This window comes from Streptomyces huasconensis, assembly GCF_021028635.1.
Classification (GTDB): Bacteria; Actinomycetota; Actinomycetes; order Streptomycetales; family Streptomycetaceae; genus Streptomyces; species Streptomyces huasconensis.
The window spans coordinates 5554126-5568904 of the sequence record NZ_CP086119.1 but is presented as its reverse complement, the minus strand read 5'-3'; the positions used below and the strand labels follow the sequence as shown (position 1 = coordinate 5568904).

15 protein-coding genes are annotated in these 14779 nt (G+C 68.9%); 1 reads left to right on the top strand and 14 read right to left on the bottom strand.

Going from position 1 to position 14779, the window contains the following annotated elements; all coding sequences use genetic code 11:
- Nucleotides 1-37 precede the first annotated feature (37 nt).
- Nucleotides 38-1921, top strand: coding sequence for a glycoside hydrolase family 18 chitinase (locus J2N69_RS25480; protein ID WP_230902797.1), 1884 nt, complete (start codon nucleotides 38-40; stop codon nucleotides 1919-1921).
- Nucleotides 1922-2005: 84 nt separating this feature from the next.
- Here the strand turns inward: J2N69_RS25480 and J2N69_RS25475 are convergent, their stop codons facing one another.
- The 14 genes from J2N69_RS25475 to J2N69_RS25410 all read right to left on the bottom strand — a co-directional run bounded on the left by J2N69_RS25475 (nucleotide 2006) and on the right by J2N69_RS25410 (nucleotide 14742).
- Nucleotides 2006-2455, bottom strand: coding sequence for a DUF2550 domain-containing protein (locus J2N69_RS25475; protein ID WP_127909448.1), 450 nt, complete (start codon nucleotides 2453-2455; stop codon nucleotides 2006-2008).
- A gap of 144 nt (nucleotides 2456-2599) precedes the next feature.
- The gene (locus J2N69_RS25470; RefSeq protein ID WP_205036291.1) at nucleotides 2600-2974 is read right to left on the bottom strand and encodes a F0F1 ATP synthase subunit epsilon; all 375 of its coding nucleotides are present in this window, start codon (nucleotides 2972-2974) and stop codon (nucleotides 2600-2602) included.
- A 132-nt stretch (nucleotides 2975-3106) separates the two neighbouring features.
- The gene (gene atpD / locus J2N69_RS25465) at nucleotides 3107-4549 is read right to left on the bottom strand and encodes a F0F1 ATP synthase subunit beta (RefSeq protein ID WP_230902796.1); all 1443 of its coding nucleotides are present in this window, start codon (nucleotides 4547-4549) and stop codon (nucleotides 3107-3109) included.
- On the bottom strand, nucleotides 4549-5466 hold the full coding sequence (locus J2N69_RS25460) for a F0F1 ATP synthase subunit gamma (protein WP_230902795.1): 918 nt from the start codon (nucleotides 5464-5466) through the stop codon (nucleotides 4549-4551). The genes atpD and J2N69_RS25460 overlap by 1 nt, the downstream gene beginning before the upstream one ends.
- A 20-nt stretch (nucleotides 5467-5486) precedes the next feature.
- A complete protein-coding gene (gene atpA, locus J2N69_RS25455) occupies nucleotides 5487-7079 on the bottom strand; it encodes a F0F1 ATP synthase subunit alpha (RefSeq protein WP_230902794.1) in 1593 nt (530 codons plus the stop codon).
- A gap of 111 nt (nucleotides 7080-7190) precedes the next feature.
- On the bottom strand, nucleotides 7191-8015 hold the full coding sequence (locus J2N69_RS25450; protein WP_230902793.1) for a F0F1 ATP synthase subunit delta: 825 nt from the start codon (nucleotides 8013-8015) through the stop codon (nucleotides 7191-7193).
- The gene (locus J2N69_RS25445) at nucleotides 8012-8557 is read right to left on the bottom strand and encodes a F0F1 ATP synthase subunit B (protein WP_230902792.1); all 546 of its coding nucleotides are present in this window, start codon (nucleotides 8555-8557) and stop codon (nucleotides 8012-8014) included. Before J2N69_RS25445 ends, J2N69_RS25450 begins: the two co-directional genes overlap by 4 nt.
- Before the next feature lie 41 nt (nucleotides 8558-8598).
- Nucleotides 8599-8847: an ATP synthase F0 subunit C gene (gene atpE / locus J2N69_RS25440; protein ID WP_205036302.1), complete on the bottom strand. Its 249-nt coding sequence runs from the start codon at nucleotides 8845-8847 to the stop codon at nucleotides 8599-8601.
- A 74-nt stretch (nucleotides 8848-8921) separates the two neighbouring features.
- Complete coding sequence (atpB, locus tag J2N69_RS25435; protein WP_205036304.1) at nucleotides 8922-9731, bottom strand: F0F1 ATP synthase subunit A; 810 nt, start codon at nucleotides 9729-9731, stop codon at nucleotides 8922-8924.
- A 222-nt stretch (nucleotides 9732-9953) separates the two neighbouring features.
- A complete protein-coding gene (locus tag J2N69_RS25430) occupies nucleotides 9954-10367 on the bottom strand; it encodes a hypothetical protein (RefSeq protein WP_230902791.1) in 414 nt (137 codons plus the stop codon).
- A 272-nt stretch (nucleotides 10368-10639) separates the two neighbouring features.
- Entirely contained in the window at nucleotides 10640-11965 is a 1326-nt protein-coding gene (locus J2N69_RS25425) for an MraY family glycosyltransferase (RefSeq protein ID WP_230902790.1), read from the bottom strand.
- Between the two features lie 130 nt (nucleotides 11966-12095).
- On the bottom strand, nucleotides 12096-13367 hold the full coding sequence (locus J2N69_RS25420) for a serine hydroxymethyltransferase (RefSeq protein ID WP_230902789.1): 1272 nt from the start codon (nucleotides 13365-13367) through the stop codon (nucleotides 12096-12098).
- Nucleotides 13368-13444: 77 nt separating this feature from the next.
- Entirely contained in the window at nucleotides 13445-14098 is a 654-nt protein-coding gene (locus J2N69_RS25415; protein WP_230902788.1) for an arsenate reductase/protein-tyrosine-phosphatase family protein, read from the bottom strand.
- Nucleotides 14095-14742, bottom strand: a complete 648-nt coding sequence (locus tag J2N69_RS25410; protein ID WP_127909459.1) for an L-threonylcarbamoyladenylate synthase — start codon at nucleotides 14740-14742, stop codon at nucleotides 14095-14097. Before J2N69_RS25410 ends, J2N69_RS25415 begins: the two co-directional genes overlap by 4 nt.
- Nucleotides 14743-14779: the final 37 nt, after the last annotated feature.

The following is a 14779-nucleotide window of genomic DNA, read 5'->3' as shown; positions in this document are numbered from 1 at the left end:
CCCCTCAGACCCCCGGATCTCACCCGAGGAGCACCTCGTGCGCTTCACACAGAGCGACACCCGCTCAGGACTCAGCATCAGACATCGAGCCGTGGCCGGACTGACCACGCTGCTGCTCCCGCTCGCCACCCTGGTCGCCCTCGGCGCCCCCGCCGAGGCGGCCCCCGAAACCGCCTCCCAGGCAGCCTCCGAGGCCACCGCCACGTACGCCAAGACCCAGGACTGGGGCAACGGCTTCGAGGGCAAGTGGACCATCAAGAACACCGGCACCACGACGCTCAGCTCGTGGAACGTCCAGTGGGACTTCCCCGCCGACACCAAGGTGACCTCCGCCTGGGACGCCACCGTCACCAACTCCGGCACCCGCTGGAGTGCCAAGAACCTCGGCTGGAACGGAACGCTCGCCCCCGGCGCCTCGGTCTCCTTCGGCTTCAACGGCACCGGCTCCGGCGCCCCGTCCAAGTGCTCGCTCAACGGCGGCAGCTGCGACGGCGGCAGCGTCCCCGGCGACAACCCGCCGAGCGCGCCCGGCGCCCCGACGGCCTCCGACGTCACCAACACGTCCGTGAAGCTGTCCTGGAAGGCCGCCACCGACGACAAGGGCGTCAAGAACTACGACGTCCTGCGCGACGGCGCCAAGGTCGCCACGGTCACGGACACCACGTACACCGACAAGGACCTGACCGCCGGCACCGACTACTCGTACACCGTGCAGGCCCGTGACACCGCCGACCAGACCGGTCCGGTCAGCGGCGCCGTCAAGGTGCGCACCACGGGAGGCGGCGGCGACCCGGGCCCCGGCCCCGGCGACAAGGTCAAGCTCGGCTACTTCACCGAGTGGGGCGTCTACGGACGCAACTACCACGCGAAGAACATCGCGACCTCCGGCTCGGCCGGGAAGATCACCCACATCAACTACAGCTTCGGGAACGTCCAGAACGGCAAGTGCACCATGGGCGACTCCTACGCGGCGATCGACAAGGCGTACACCGCCGACCAGTCGGTGGACGGCGTCGCCGACACCTGGGACCAGCCCCTGCGCGGCAACTTCAACCAGCTGCGCAAGCTGAAGGCCAAGTACCCGAACATCAAGATCCTCTGGTCCTTCGGCGGCTGGACCTGGTCCGGCGGCTTCACCGACGCCATGAAGAACCCGGCGGCCTTCGCCAAGTCCTGCCACGACCTCGTCGAGGACCCGCGCTGGGCCGACGTCTTCGACGGCATCGACCTGGACTGGGAGTACCCGAACGCCTGCGGCCTGTCCTGCGACACCTCGGGCCCGGCCGTCTTCAAGACGATGATGCAGGCCTTCCGCAACGAGTTCGGCGCCAAGAACCTCGTCACCGCGGCCATCACCGCGGACGGCTCCGACGGCGGCAAGATCGACGCCGCGGACTACGGCGGCGCGGCACCGTATGCCGACTGGTACAACGTCATGACGTACGACTTCTTCGGCGCGTGGGCGGCCAAGGGCCCGACGGCCCCGCACTCCCCGCTCACCTCCTACGCCGGTATCCCGCAGGAGGGCTTCAACAGCGCGGCCGCGATCTCCAAACTGAAGGCCAAGGGCGTGCCCGCGGCGAAGCTGCTGCTCGGCATCGGCTTCTACGGGCGTGGCTGGACCGGCGTCACCCAGAAGGAGCCGGGCGGCACCGCGACCGGCGCGGCGCCGGGCACCTACGAGGCGGGCATCGAGGATTACAAGGTCCTGAAGAACTCCTGCCCCGCGAACGGAACGGTCGCCGGGACCGCGTACGCCCACTGCGGCAGCAACTGGTGGTCGTACGACACCCCGGAGACGATCCGCTCCAAGATGGCCTGGGCCAAGCAGCAGGGTCTGGGCGGGGCGTTCTTCTGGGAGTTCAGCGGGGACACCAGCAACGGTGAGCTGGTGAGCGCCATCAATGACGGCCTGAAGTAAGCGCCGTCCACGAACGAAGCCGGGAAGATGGGATCGCCCCCCATCTTCCCGGCTTCTTCATGTCCGCGGGCCGTGCGTGACCGGTCAGGCCACATTCACCCGTTGCCCGGGAGGCGCCGCCTCCAGCCAGGCCAGGAAACCCGTGAGCGCGTCCTCGCTCATCGCCAGCTCCAGGCGGACGCCACGGTGCAGGCAGCCGAGGACGATGGCGTCGGAGAGCAGGGCCAGCTCCTCCTCGCCGTCCGGGGCGCGGCGGTCGACGACCTCGATGGATGAACGCTCAAGGACCCGGCGCGGCCGGGGAGCGTAGGAGAAGACGCGGTACCACTCGACGCGGTCGCCGTTGTAGCGGGCGACTCCATACCCCCAGCCCTTGCCGGAGGTGTCGCCCTTCTCCGGGGCGTCCCAGCGCAGGGAGCAGTCGAAGGTGCCGCCGGAACGCTGGATCAGCCGGCGCCGCAGCCCGAAGACGAAGAGCCCCACCAACACCAGCGCGATCAACGCAAGTCCGCACACGAGCAGAGTGAGGATCATCGGCACCGACCTCCTCGCCTCTACTGTCGGTCGGCCGACCGACGACGGACCAATACATTGCACCCGCATTGCCTCAGCCGCGACCCGGTCCGGAATGTTCCCGGACCTGGCCGCGGCTGAGTCACGTCACGCCGCGCGCTGGGGTCAGCGCGCCGCCACCGCACGCAGTCGGACATCGGCGCGCCGCTCGGCGGAGGCGTCGGCCTCCGACTTCGCGCGCTCCAGCGCCCGCTCCGCACGCTGGACGTCGATCTCGTCGGACAGCTCCGCGATCTCGGCCAGCAGCGACAGCTTGTCGTCCGCGAAGGAGATGAAACCTCCGTGGACGGCGGCGACGACGGTGCCGCCGCCACTCGTACGAATGGTCACCGGGCCCGACTCCAGCACACCGAGCAGCGGCTGGTGACCGGGCATGACGCCGATGTCGCCGGACGTGGTGCGCGCGACGACCAGGGTGGCCTCGCCGGACCAGACGCTGCGGTCCGCGGCGACCAGCTCGACATGCAGCTCAGCAGCCAAGGGTGGCTCCTCGGGTCACCACCCGGCGGCTTCGCCGGGTGTTGGGTCAAATTCTAGTGGGCGTACGCGGAGGGGCGGGACACGGCCCCTGCGGGGTGCAACCCGCCCCTTCGCGCGGATGAGCTACGCGGCTCAGGAGACGCCGAGCTCCTTGGCGTTCTTCTTGAGGTCCTCGAGACCACCGCACATGAAGAACGCCTGCTCCGGGAAGTGGTCGTACTCGCCGTCGCAGATCGCGTTGAAGGCCGCGATCGACTCGTCGAGGGACACGTCCGAACCATCCACACCGGTGAACTGCTTGGCGGCGTGGGTGTTCTGGGACAGGAAGCGCTCCACGCGACGGGCACGGGCGACGACGAGCTTGTCCTCCTCGCTGAGCTCGTCGATGCCGAGGATCGCGATGATGTCCTGGAGGTCCTTGTACTTCTGCAGGATTCCCTTGACGCGCATGGCGGCGTCGTAGTGGTCCTGCGCGATGTAGCGCGGGTCCAGGATGCGGGACGTGGAGTCCAGCGGGTCCACGGCCGGGTAGATGCCCTTCTCGGAGATCGGACGGGAGAGAACCGTCGTCGCGTCGAGGTGGGCGAAGGTGGTGGCCGGGGCCGGGTCGGTCAGGTCGTCCGCGGGGACGTAGATCGCCTGCATGGAGGTGATCGAGTGACCGCGGGTCGAGGTGATGCGCTCCTGGAGGAGGCCCATCTCGTCGGCCAGGTTCGGCTGGTAGCCCACCGCGGAGGGCATGCGGCCGAGCAGGGTCGAGACCTCGGAACCGGCCTGCGTGAAGCGGAAGATGTTGTCGATGAAGAACAGCACGTCCTGCTTCTGCACATCGCGGAAGTACTCCGCCATGGTCAGACCGGCCAGGGCGACGCGCAGACGCGTGCCCGGCGGCTCGTCCATCTGGCCGAAGACCAGCGCGGTCTTGTCCAGAACGCCGGCTTCCTCCATCTCGACCATGAGGTCGTTGCCCTCACGGGTGCGCTCGCCGACACCGGCGAAGACGGAGACACCGTCGTGCAGCTTGGCCACACGGACGATCATTTCCTGGATCAGCACGGTCTTGCCGACACCGGCACCACCGAACAGACCGATCTTTCCACCCTTGACGTACGGGGTGAGAAGGTCGACGACCTTCAGGCCGGTCTCGAACATCTCGGTCTTGGACTCGAGCTGGTCGAAGGACGGGGCCTTGCGGTGGATCGTCCAGCGCTCGGCGTCGGCGACCGTGGACGGGTCGTCGTTCAGGACCTCACCGAGGGTGTTGAACACCCGGCCCTTGGTGACGTCACCGACGGGCACCGAGATGCCCTTTCCGGTGTCCTTGACCGGGGCCTGGCGGACCAGGCCGTCGGTGGGCTGCATCGAGATCGCGCGGACCACGCCGTCACCCAGGTGCTGGGCGACCTCGAGGGTCAGCGTCTTGCGGCCGCCCGCGGTCTCCGGGTCGTCGACCTCGACATGCAGGGCGTTGTAGATCTCCGGCATCGCGTCGACGGGGAACTCCACGTCGACGACCGGGCCGATCACCCGGGCGACGCGGCCCGTGGCAACGGCCGTCTCAACAGTGGTCGTCATTACTTGTCACTCCCCGCGGTCGCGTCGGCCAGCGCTGCTGTGCCGCCGACGATCTCGCTGATTTCCTGGGTGATTTCGGCCTGGCGGGCCGCGTTGGCAAGCCGGGAGAGGCTGTTGATCAGATCCCCGGCGTTGTCGGTCGCCGACTTCATCGCGCGGCGCGTGGCGGCGTGCTTGGAGGCAGCCGACTGGAGCAGCGCGTTGTAGATACGGCTCTCGACGTAGCGCGGCAGCAGGGCGTCGAGGACGTCCTCCGCCGACGGCTCGAAGTCGTACAGCGGAAGGATCTCGCCCTTGGCGGGCTTCTCCTCCGCGACCTCTTCGAGACTGAGCGGCAGCAGGCGGCCGTCGATGGCCGTCTGCGTCATCATCGAGACGAACTCGGTGTAGACGATGTGGAGCTCGTCCACGCCGCCGTCCGCCGTCTCCTTCTCGATCGCCTCGATCAACGGCGCCGCGACCTTCTTGGCATCCGCGTACGTGGGCTCGTCGGTGAAGCCCGACCACGATTCCACGACCTTGCGCTCGCGGAAGTTGTAGTGGGCCAGACCACGGCGGCCGACGATGTACGTGTCGACCTCCTTGCCCTCGGCCTCCAGGCGCGCGGTCAGCTGCTCCGCGGCCTTGATGGCGTTCGAGTTGAAGGCGCCGGCCAGACCACGGTCGCTCGTGAGGAGCAGAACCGCGGTACGGGTCGCCGTCTCCGCCTCGGTCGTCAGCGGGTGCTTCGTGTTCGAGCCGGTGCCGACCGCCGTGACCGCGCGGGTGAGCTCGGTCGCGTACGGCGTGGAGGCCGCCACCTTGCGCTGCGCCTTGACGACACGCGAGGCGGCGATCATCTCCATCGCCTTGGTGATCTTCTTGGTCGCGGTGACGGATTTGATGCGACGCTTATAGACCCGGAGCTGGGCTCCCATGAGTCAGGTCCCTTCCGTCGTCACTTGCCGGCGGCGGCCGGAGCGTCCTCGCCGAGAAGCTTCCCGTCCGAGGTCTCGAACTGCTTCTTGAACTCCACGATGGCGTCGCCGACGGCCTGGAGGGTGTCGTCCGACATCTTGCCGCCCTCCTTGATGGAGGTCATGAGGCCCTGCTCCTTGCGGTGCAGGTACTCCAGGAGCTCCTTCTCGAAGCGGCGGATGTCACCCACCGGCACGTCGTCCATGCGACCGGTGGTACCGGCCCACACGGAGACGACCTGGTCCTCGGTGGCCATCGGCTCGTACTGCGGCTGCTTGAGCAGTTCGACCATGCGCTGGCCGCGCTCGAGCTGCGCCTTCGACGCGGCGTCCAGGTCGGAACCGAAGGCGGCGAACGCCTCCAGCTCACGGAACTGGGCGAGGTCCACGCGCAGGCGGCCGGAGACCTGCTTCATCGCCTTGTGCTGCGCGGAACCACCGACTCGGGAGACGGAGATACCGACGTTCAGCGCGGGGCGCTGACCGGCGTTGAAGAGGTCCGACTCCAGGAAGCACTGGCCGTCGGTGATGGAGATGACGTTGGTCGGGATGAACGCCGACACGTCGTTCGCCTTGGTCTCGACGATGGGCAGACCCGTCATCGAGCCCTTGCCCAGCTCGTCGGAGAGCTTCGCGCAACGCTCAAGGAGACGCGAGTGCAGGTAGAAGACGTCACCCGGGTAGGCCTCGCGCCCCGGCGGGCGGCGGAGCAGCAGGGACACGGCGCGGTAGGCGTCGGCCTGCTTCGAGAGGTCGTCGAAGACGATGAGGACGTGCTTGCCCTCGTACATCCAGTGCTGGCCGATGGCCGAGCCGGTGTACGGCGCCAGGTACTTGAAGCCGGCCGGGTCGGACGCCGGGGCGGCGACGATGGTCGTGTACTCCAGCGCGCCGGCCTCTTCGAGCGCACCACGCACGGAGGCGATGGTGGAGCCCTTCTGACCGATGGCGACGTAGATGCAGCGGACCTGCTTGTTCACGTCGCCCGAGCGCCAGTTGTCGCGCTGGTTGATGATCGTGTCGACGGCCATGGCGGTCTTGCCGGTCTGGCGGTCACCGATGATCAGCTGACGCTGGCCACGGCCGATCGGGGTCATCGCGTCGACGGCCTTGTAGCCCGTCTCCATCGGCTCGTGGACCGACTTACGGGCCATGACGCCCGGTGCCTGCAGCTCGAGGGCGCGACGTCCGCTGGTCTCGATCTCGCCGAGACCGTCGATCGGGTTGCCGAGCGGGTCGACGACGCGGCCGAGGTAACCCTCGCCCACGGCGACCGACAGGACCTCGCCGGTACGGCTGACCGGCTGGCCTTCCTCGATACCGCTGAACTCGCCGAGGACGACCGCGCCGATCTCGCGCTCTTCGAGGTTCAGCGCGAGGCCGAGAGATCCGTCCTCGAACTTCAGCAGCTCGTTCGCCATGGCCGAGGGCAGACCCTCGATCTTGGCGATACCGTCGCCGGCGACGGTGACCGTACCGACCTCCTCGCGCGAGGCCGCGTCCGGCTTGTACGCCTGGACAAAGTTCTCCAGCGCGTCCCGGATCTCCTCCGGCCGGATCGTGAGCTCCGCCATCTGGGTTCCCTGCTCTCCTTGTTGGGCCCGAAGTTTTCTTGGGGGGTCTGGGGTCAGCCCCCAGGAATCCTCTGCACGGCCCAACTAGGGCCGTAGTTCGTGCGTGTTGAGTTACTGGCCGGCCACGCGGCGGCCGGCTTCCTCGATGCGGTCCGCGATGGAGCCGTTGATGACCTCGTCGCCGACCTGGACCCTGATCCCGCCGAGGATCTCGGGGTCCACGTCGAGGTTGAGGTGCATCTGCCGTCCGTACACCTTGACCAGCGCGGCGCCGAGACGCTGCTTCTGCCGGTCCGTGAGCGGGACGGCGGAGGTGACGACGGCGACCATGCGGTTGCGTCGGTCCGCGGCCAGCTTGGAGAGGGACTCGAGTCCCTCTTCCAGGCTACGTCCGCGCGGCGCGGTCACAAGGCGTGCGACGAGTCGCTCCGTCACGTCCTCGGCGCGACCGCCGAGCAGGCTGCGCAGCAGCTCGCTCTTGGCCGTGCCCGTGGCGGCGCGGTCGGTCAGTGCCGCTCGCAGCTCGGTGCTGGACGAGACGATCCGGCCGAACCGGAACAGCTCGTCCTCGACGTTGTCCAGCGCGCCGGACTTCTGCGCGCCGGTCAGGTCGGCGAGGTTGGCCAGCTCCTCCAGAGCGTCGACCAGGTCACGCGACTGCGACCAGCGCGAGCGGACCATGCCGGCCACCAGGTCGGCGGTCTCGCCGCCCACCTGGCCGCTCAGCAGGCGCCCGGCCAGCTCGGCCTTGGCCTCACCGGACTGCGCCGGGTCGGTCAGGACCCGACGCAGCGAGACCTCGCGGCCCAGCAGCACGGTGACCGCGGCCAGCTCGTCCGCGAGCCGCTTCGCGTCGACCGACGTGTTGTCGGTCAGCGCGTCCAGACGCTCACGCGCGGCGGCCAGTGCCTCGCGGCTGGCTCCGTGCGCTGTCATCGAGCCGCCTCGGCCTTCTCCTCGAGGTCGTCGAGGAAACGGTCGATCGTGCGGCTCTGACGCGCGTGGTCCTCGAGGGACTCACCGACGAGCTTGCCGGCCAGGGTGGTGGCCAGCTGGCCCACGTCCTGACGCAGCGACTGCGCGGCGGCCTTGCGGTCGGCCTCGATCTGGGCGTGACCGGCGGCGACGATCTCCTCGCGCTGACGCTGGCCCTCGGCCCGCATCTCGGCGATGAGCTGAGCGCCCTGCTCCTGCGCCTCCTGGCGCAGACGCGCGGCCTCGTGCCGGGCCTCGGCGAGCTGAGCCTTGTACTGCTCAAGAACGCTCTGGGCCTCGGTCTGAGCGGCCTCGGCCTTTTCGATGCCGCCCTCGATCGCTTCGCGACGCTCTTCCAGAACCTTGTTGATGTTCGGGAGGAACTTCTTGGCGAAGAAGCCGAAGACGATGACGAACGCGATCAGGCCGATGACGAGCTCGGGGATTGCCGGGATCAGAGGGTTTTGAGGCTCCTCCGACGCCAGCTGTACCAGGGAGATCACATCAGTGCCTTCCGTTGAAGTTTCTCGTCAACGAGACCGGATCAGGAAGGAACCGGGTAAACGAAGCCCATGACCAGACCGATGAGCGCCAGGGCCTCACAGAGCACGAAGCCGAGGATCTGGTTCTGGCGGATGAGGCCGGCGGCCTCGGGCTGACGGGCGAGGGCCTGCGTGCCGTTACCGAAGATGATGCCGACGCCGATGCCGGGGCCGATGGCGGCGAGGCCGTAGCCGATCGCACCGAAGTTGCCCTGGACGTTGACCGCGGCGAGGGTCTCGAGAGCGGACATGCCGTAACTTCCTTCTTTTTACGGGCCGGTGGGGGTTGGCCACCGGATGTATCGGGGGGAGAGGCCAGGCGTACTCAGTGGTGCTCGGCGAGCGCGCCCTGGATGTAGCTGGAGGCCAGCAGGATGAAGACGTACGCCTGCAGCGCCTGGATGAAGAGCTCGAAGATCGTCATCACGATGACCATCACGAACGAGACACCCGCGTAGGCGATGCCGATGCCGTTCAGCAGGTACCAGCTCGCGATGGTGAAGATCACCAGCAGGACGTGGCCCGCGAACATGTTGGCGAAGAGCCGGACCGCGTGGGTGAAGGGCCGGATGATCATGTTCGAGAGGAACTCGAAGAACATGACCATCGGGAAGACCGGGCCGAGCGAGCGGTCGTAGCCGGTGATGTTCTTCCAGCCGCCGATGAAGCCGTGCCTCTTGAAGGTGACGCTCACCCAGAGGATGTAGACGATCGCCGCGAGGCCCGCCGGAAGGGCGATGACCGAGGTCACCGGGAACTGGGCGAGCGGAACGATCGACCAGAGGTTCATGATCCAGATGAAGAAGAACAGCGAGACCATGAGAGGGACGTACTTCTCGCCCTCCTTCTTGCCGAGCGTCTCGTAGACGACCCCGCGGCGCACAAAGTCGTAGCCGATCTCGGCGACCATCTGGAGCTTGCCGGGGATCAGCTTCGGCTTGTTGAAGGCGGCCCAGAAGAAGCCGACGACGACGACCGAACTCACCAGGGCCAGCAGCATCGGCTTGTTGAACTCGAAGCCGCCGACGGTGAAAATCGGCTTGAAGAGGAAGGAGTGCAGGCCGGGGGTCGGGAAACCGCACCCTTCAAAAATGTGGCAATCGGTCTCGAAGGCGAGCGTCTGGGCGTTACTCACCGCGAGCTCCTTCAACGTGGCGCATGGGTACGGCAACCTCGATGTGTCGGCGCGGTCGATGTCCGCGGAGCGGCACTGGACTGGACTTGCGGATTTGGGGGCGGCGGCTGGGCTCCGAGCCGTATGGCTTCACAGGCACGGCCGCCTCCCGCGCCAGCTCTGCCGCAGTTGTGGCGAGACCATAGCAAATGAGCGGAGGTCTCCTTACGCTGGCCCTACAGCTCACGATTGCGGCCGGGCGGAATCCGGCTCCACGTAAAGGACCTTGGCCTTCATATGGGAACGCACCTGCGCCGCCATCCACACCAAAGTGGCGGCGAGCAGCGTGAAGGCGAAGCACTTGGAGTTGAACGCCGACGTACCGCGGAGCGCGGTCAGCACCACCATCAGGATCAGGATCTGCGTGGTGTAGACCAGCAGACCCATCATCTGGAACAGGTGGGGCCAGGAGCGCGCGCCCCGCTGGAGCGCCACAAGGCCACCGCCCATGAACAGCAGAACGAGAAGAGCACCGAAGGCGGCACCGAGCGCACCCTTGCCGCCGGCAACGGCGGCACTGACCGCGATCCCCGCCACACCCGCGGCAGCGGTGGGCAGGGCGCAGTGAAGCAGTGTGCGGGCGTCGTTGGACTGCATGGCGGCAGCTCCTCCGGCGGAATTGGGGGCGTGGCATTGCGATCGTCGAGCGATGGCCCTGATCCGTGACGTGAGGCGCACGGAGACGAAGAGGCGCACCTCACCAGGGCGGCCGGTCTCGTCGGGGCCGCCCCAATATATCTCGGGTTCTCGTGAACCGTATCACAAACTATTTGATGCAGTCTTTACCTGAAAGTGTGCCGACCATCACACGATTGGTTCACTGTGCGCGTTTCGTGTTGGCCGTGCACCCGTCGGGGTGATAGCCGCGGCTACTCCCGCTCGTGCGACCGTACACGGGGCCGCTCGGAGACCGCCGTGCTGCCGTGCAGACGCGTGGCGCCGCTCAGCTCGGGCACGGGGGCGGGCGCCGGACCGGCGGGTGTTCCGCTCTCCTCGGGGGTCGCCTCCGCCTCTACGTGCTCCGCCCTGCGGCGGCGATAGCGCGGCGGCACGAACGCCTCCGCCCAGCGCGGCGTACGCGGCCGGAAGCGCGGCAGCAGGAGCAGCACGAGGCCCAGCGCGCTGAGCGCGACGATGAGCAACAGAATCCACACGCTCGTGGAGTGCACGGAGTACGCGACGGTGCCGAAGGCGATGAGCGCCGACCAGAAGTACATGATCAGCACCGCGCGGCTGTGCGAGTGGCCGATCTCCAGGAGCCGGTGGTGCAGGTGCCCGCGGTCGGCGGCGAAGGGCGACTTGCCGTTCCAGGTGCGCCGCACGATGGCGAGGACCAGGTCGGCGAAGGGGATCGCGATGATCGTGAGCGGCATCAGCAGCGGGATGAAGACCGGCAGCATCGCGTGCGTGGCGTCGCGGGCGCCGCCGAAGTTCAGCTTCATCGCCGCCGGGTCGACCTGGCCCGTGACGGAGATGGCGCCCGCCGCGAGGACCAGACCGATGAGCATCGACCCCGAGTCGCCCATGAAGATCCGGGCGGGGTGCATGTTGTGCGGCAGGAAGCCCAGGCACATGCCCATGAGGATGGCGGCGAAGAGCGTGGCGGGCGCGGCGGCCTCGATGCCGTAGCCGTACCAGATCCGGTAGGCGTACATGAAGGACGCGGCGGAGGCGATGCAGACCATGCCCGCCGCGAGGCCGTCGAGGCCGTCCACGAAGTTGACGGCGTTGATGGTGATGACGACGAGCGCGACGGTGAGCAGGGTGCCCTGGCCGGAGGTGAGCGAGACCGTGCCGACGCCGGGGATGGGAATCCACAGGATGGTGAGGCCTTGCATGACCATGACGCCGGCGGCGATCATCTGGCCGCCGAGCTTGATCAGGGCGTCGATCTCGAACTTGTCGTCGAGGACGCCGATCAGCCAGATCAGCGCCGCTCCGGAGAGCAGCGCGCGCGGTTCGTTGGAGTTCTCGAAGACGGCGTTCAGGTTCGGCAGGTGGTCGGCGACCAGCAGGCCCGCGCAGAGGCCGAAGAACATCGCGATCCCGCCGAGCCGGGGCGTGGGCTCCCGGTGCACGTCGCGGGCGCGGATCTCCGGCATGGCGCCGGCCACGATCGCGAACTTCCGCACCGGCCCGGTCAGCAGATAGGTCACCGCGGCCGTGATGCAGAGCGTCAGCAGGTATTCACGCACGGGCTTCCCCACAGGTATCGCTGGCCATCTCAGCCCCACACCCTAGCTTTGCGCGCATACGGTTGGGGACTTACGGGTAGCGACGATGGTTGCACGAGTACGCGTGCGTCTCTGACGCGCCCACCCCGTCCTATCCCGGATACGGCGGAAATCTGCCCGCCAGTGCACGCACCTCGTCTCGTACGTCCGTGCTCCGTCCCGTGCCGCGCACCGCGTCGGCCAGCAGTCTCGCGACGCGCGCCATGTCGGGGGCGGTCATGCCCTGGGTCGTGACGGCGGCGGTGCCGAGGCGCAGTCCGCGGGCGTCGCCGTGCGGCAGGGCGCAGGTGTCGAGGACGATCCCGGCGGCCGCGAGCCGGCCGCGGGCGGTGTGCGCCTCGACTCCGAGGGGGGCCGGATCGGCCAGAATCAGATGGGTGTCGGTGCCGCCGGTGGTGATCGCGAACCCGCCGGCGGCCAGGGCCTCCGCCAGCGTCCGCGCGTTGGCGACCACCTGATGGGCGTACGCGGTGAAGGACGGTGTCGCCGCCTCGCCGAAGGCCACCGCCTTGGCGGCGATGGTATGCATCTGGGCGCCGCCCTGTGTGAACGGGAAGACGGCCCGGTCGATCCGGTGCGCCAGCTCCGCCCCGCAGAGCAGCAGGCCGCCCCGGGGGCCGCGCAGGACCTTGTGGGTGGTGGCGCAGACGACGTCGGCGTGCGGCACGGGGTTCGGCGCCGCTCCCCCGGCGACCAGGCCCAGGGGGTGCGCCGCGTCGGCGATGAGATACGCGCCCACGTCGTCGGCGATGGCGCGGAAGGCCGCGTAGTCGATGTGCCGGGGGTAGGAGATCGAACCGCAGACGATCGCCTTCGGGCGGTGGCTGCGGGCCAGGGCGTGCACCTGGTCGTAGTCGATGAGGCCACTCTCGGCGTCGACGCCGTAGCCGACGAAGTCGAACCAGCGCCCGGAGAAGTTGGTGGGCGAGCCGTGTGTGAGGTGGCCGCCGTACGGCAGGCCCATCGCGAGGACCGTGTCGCCGGGCCGCAGCAGCGCGGCGTACGCGGCGAGGACGGCGGACGACCCCGAGTGCGCCTGGACGTTGGCGTGTTCGGCGCCGAAGAGGGCCTTGGCGCGGTCAACGGCGATCCGCTCGGCGACGTCGACGAGTTCGCAGCCGCCGTGGTGGCGGGCCCCGGGGTAGCCCTCGGCGTACTTGTTGGCGAGCGGGGAGCCGAGGGCGGTCAGCACGGCGGGAGAGGTGAAGTTCTCGGCGGCGACCAGTTGGAGTCCCGCGGACTGCCGGGCTGCCTCGGCGGCGAGGACGTCGGCCAGCTCGGGGTCCTGCCGGCGCAGCGCGCCGAGGTCCGTGTACGACGCCTCGTGGGCGGTGGGGGCGGTGCTGACCGTGCTGAGCGACATCGCGGGCTCCGGGGCCTGGCAGGGGTGACCTCAGATCCAATGTAGGCCCGTGGCGGCGGGCTTGCCCGGGAGTACGGCTACGTGTGCGCGGGCACCCCGGTCAGCGCCGTCACCACGGGGTCAAGGGCCTGGTTGATCTCGTCGCCCACGGAGCGGAAGAACGGCAGGGGCGCCCCGTAGGGGTCGTACACCTCGTCGGCCTCCACGTTGGGCGCCAGGAGCCAGCCGCGCAGGGCGGCGGCGGCCCGTACCAGGGCGCGGGCGCGCTCCACCACGCCGTTGCCGTCCGGCTCCGGCAGGGTCGTGGGGTCTATGGCCCGCACCAGCCGGGTGAACTCCTTGAGGGTGAAGGTGCGCAGGCCCGCCGAGTGGCCCATGGAGATGACCTGCGCCCGGTGGTCGCGGGTGGCGGTCAGGACCAGGTCGGCGCGGATCACGTGGTCGTCGAGGAGTTCGCGTCCCATGAAGCCGCTGGCGTCCGCTCCGAAGTCGGCGAGGACGGTCTCGGCGTTGGTCTCCATGGGGGCGCCCTCGTGGCCCCAGGTGCCCGCGCTCTCCACGATCAGGCCGCCGGTCAGGGGGTCGCCGAGGCGGTCGGCCAGGGCATGCCGGGTCAGCCGCTCGGTGATCGGCGAGCGGCAGACGTTGCCGGTGCTGACGTGGAGGATGCGGAAGGTGCCCGCGGAGCCCGGGAAGCCCGTTATGCCACGCCCCGTCTCAGGGGCTGTCAATTCGCCACCTCGAGGTCGGGTACCACCTTGCGCAGCTCGTCCGCGTCGAGGGCGCCCGCGCGGAGCAGGACCGGCACCTTGCCCGTGACGTCGACGATCGAGGAGGGGACGATGCCGGGGGTCGGGCCGCCGTCGAGGTAGACGGAGACGGAGTCGCCGAGCATGTTCTGCGCGGCGTCGCAGTCCTCGGGGGCGGGGTGCCCGGTGAGGTTGGCGGAGGAGACGGCCATGGGGCCGACCTCGGTGAGCAGTTCGATGGCGACGGGGTGCAGCGGCATGCGGATGGCGACCGTGCCGCGGGTGTCGCCGAGGTCCCACTGGAGGGACGGCTGCTGCTTGGCGACGAGGGTCAGGGCGCCGGGCCAGAAGGCGTCGACCAGCTCCCAGGCCATCTCGGAGAAGTCGGTGACCAGGCCGTGCAGGGTGTTCGGCGAGCCGATGAGGACGGGGGTCGGCATGTTGCGGCCGCGGCCCTTGGCGTCGAGCAGGTCGGCGCAGGCCTCCGGGCTGAAGGCGTCGGCGCCGATGCCGTAGACGGTGTCGGTGGGCAGCACGACCAGCTCGCCCCGGCGGACGGCGGACGCTGCCTCGCGCAGACCGGTCGAGCGGTCGGTCGCGTCGTTGGTGTCGTATCGCCGTGCCATCAGCGGGCCTCCTCGTACACGTACTGCTGCGGTGAAA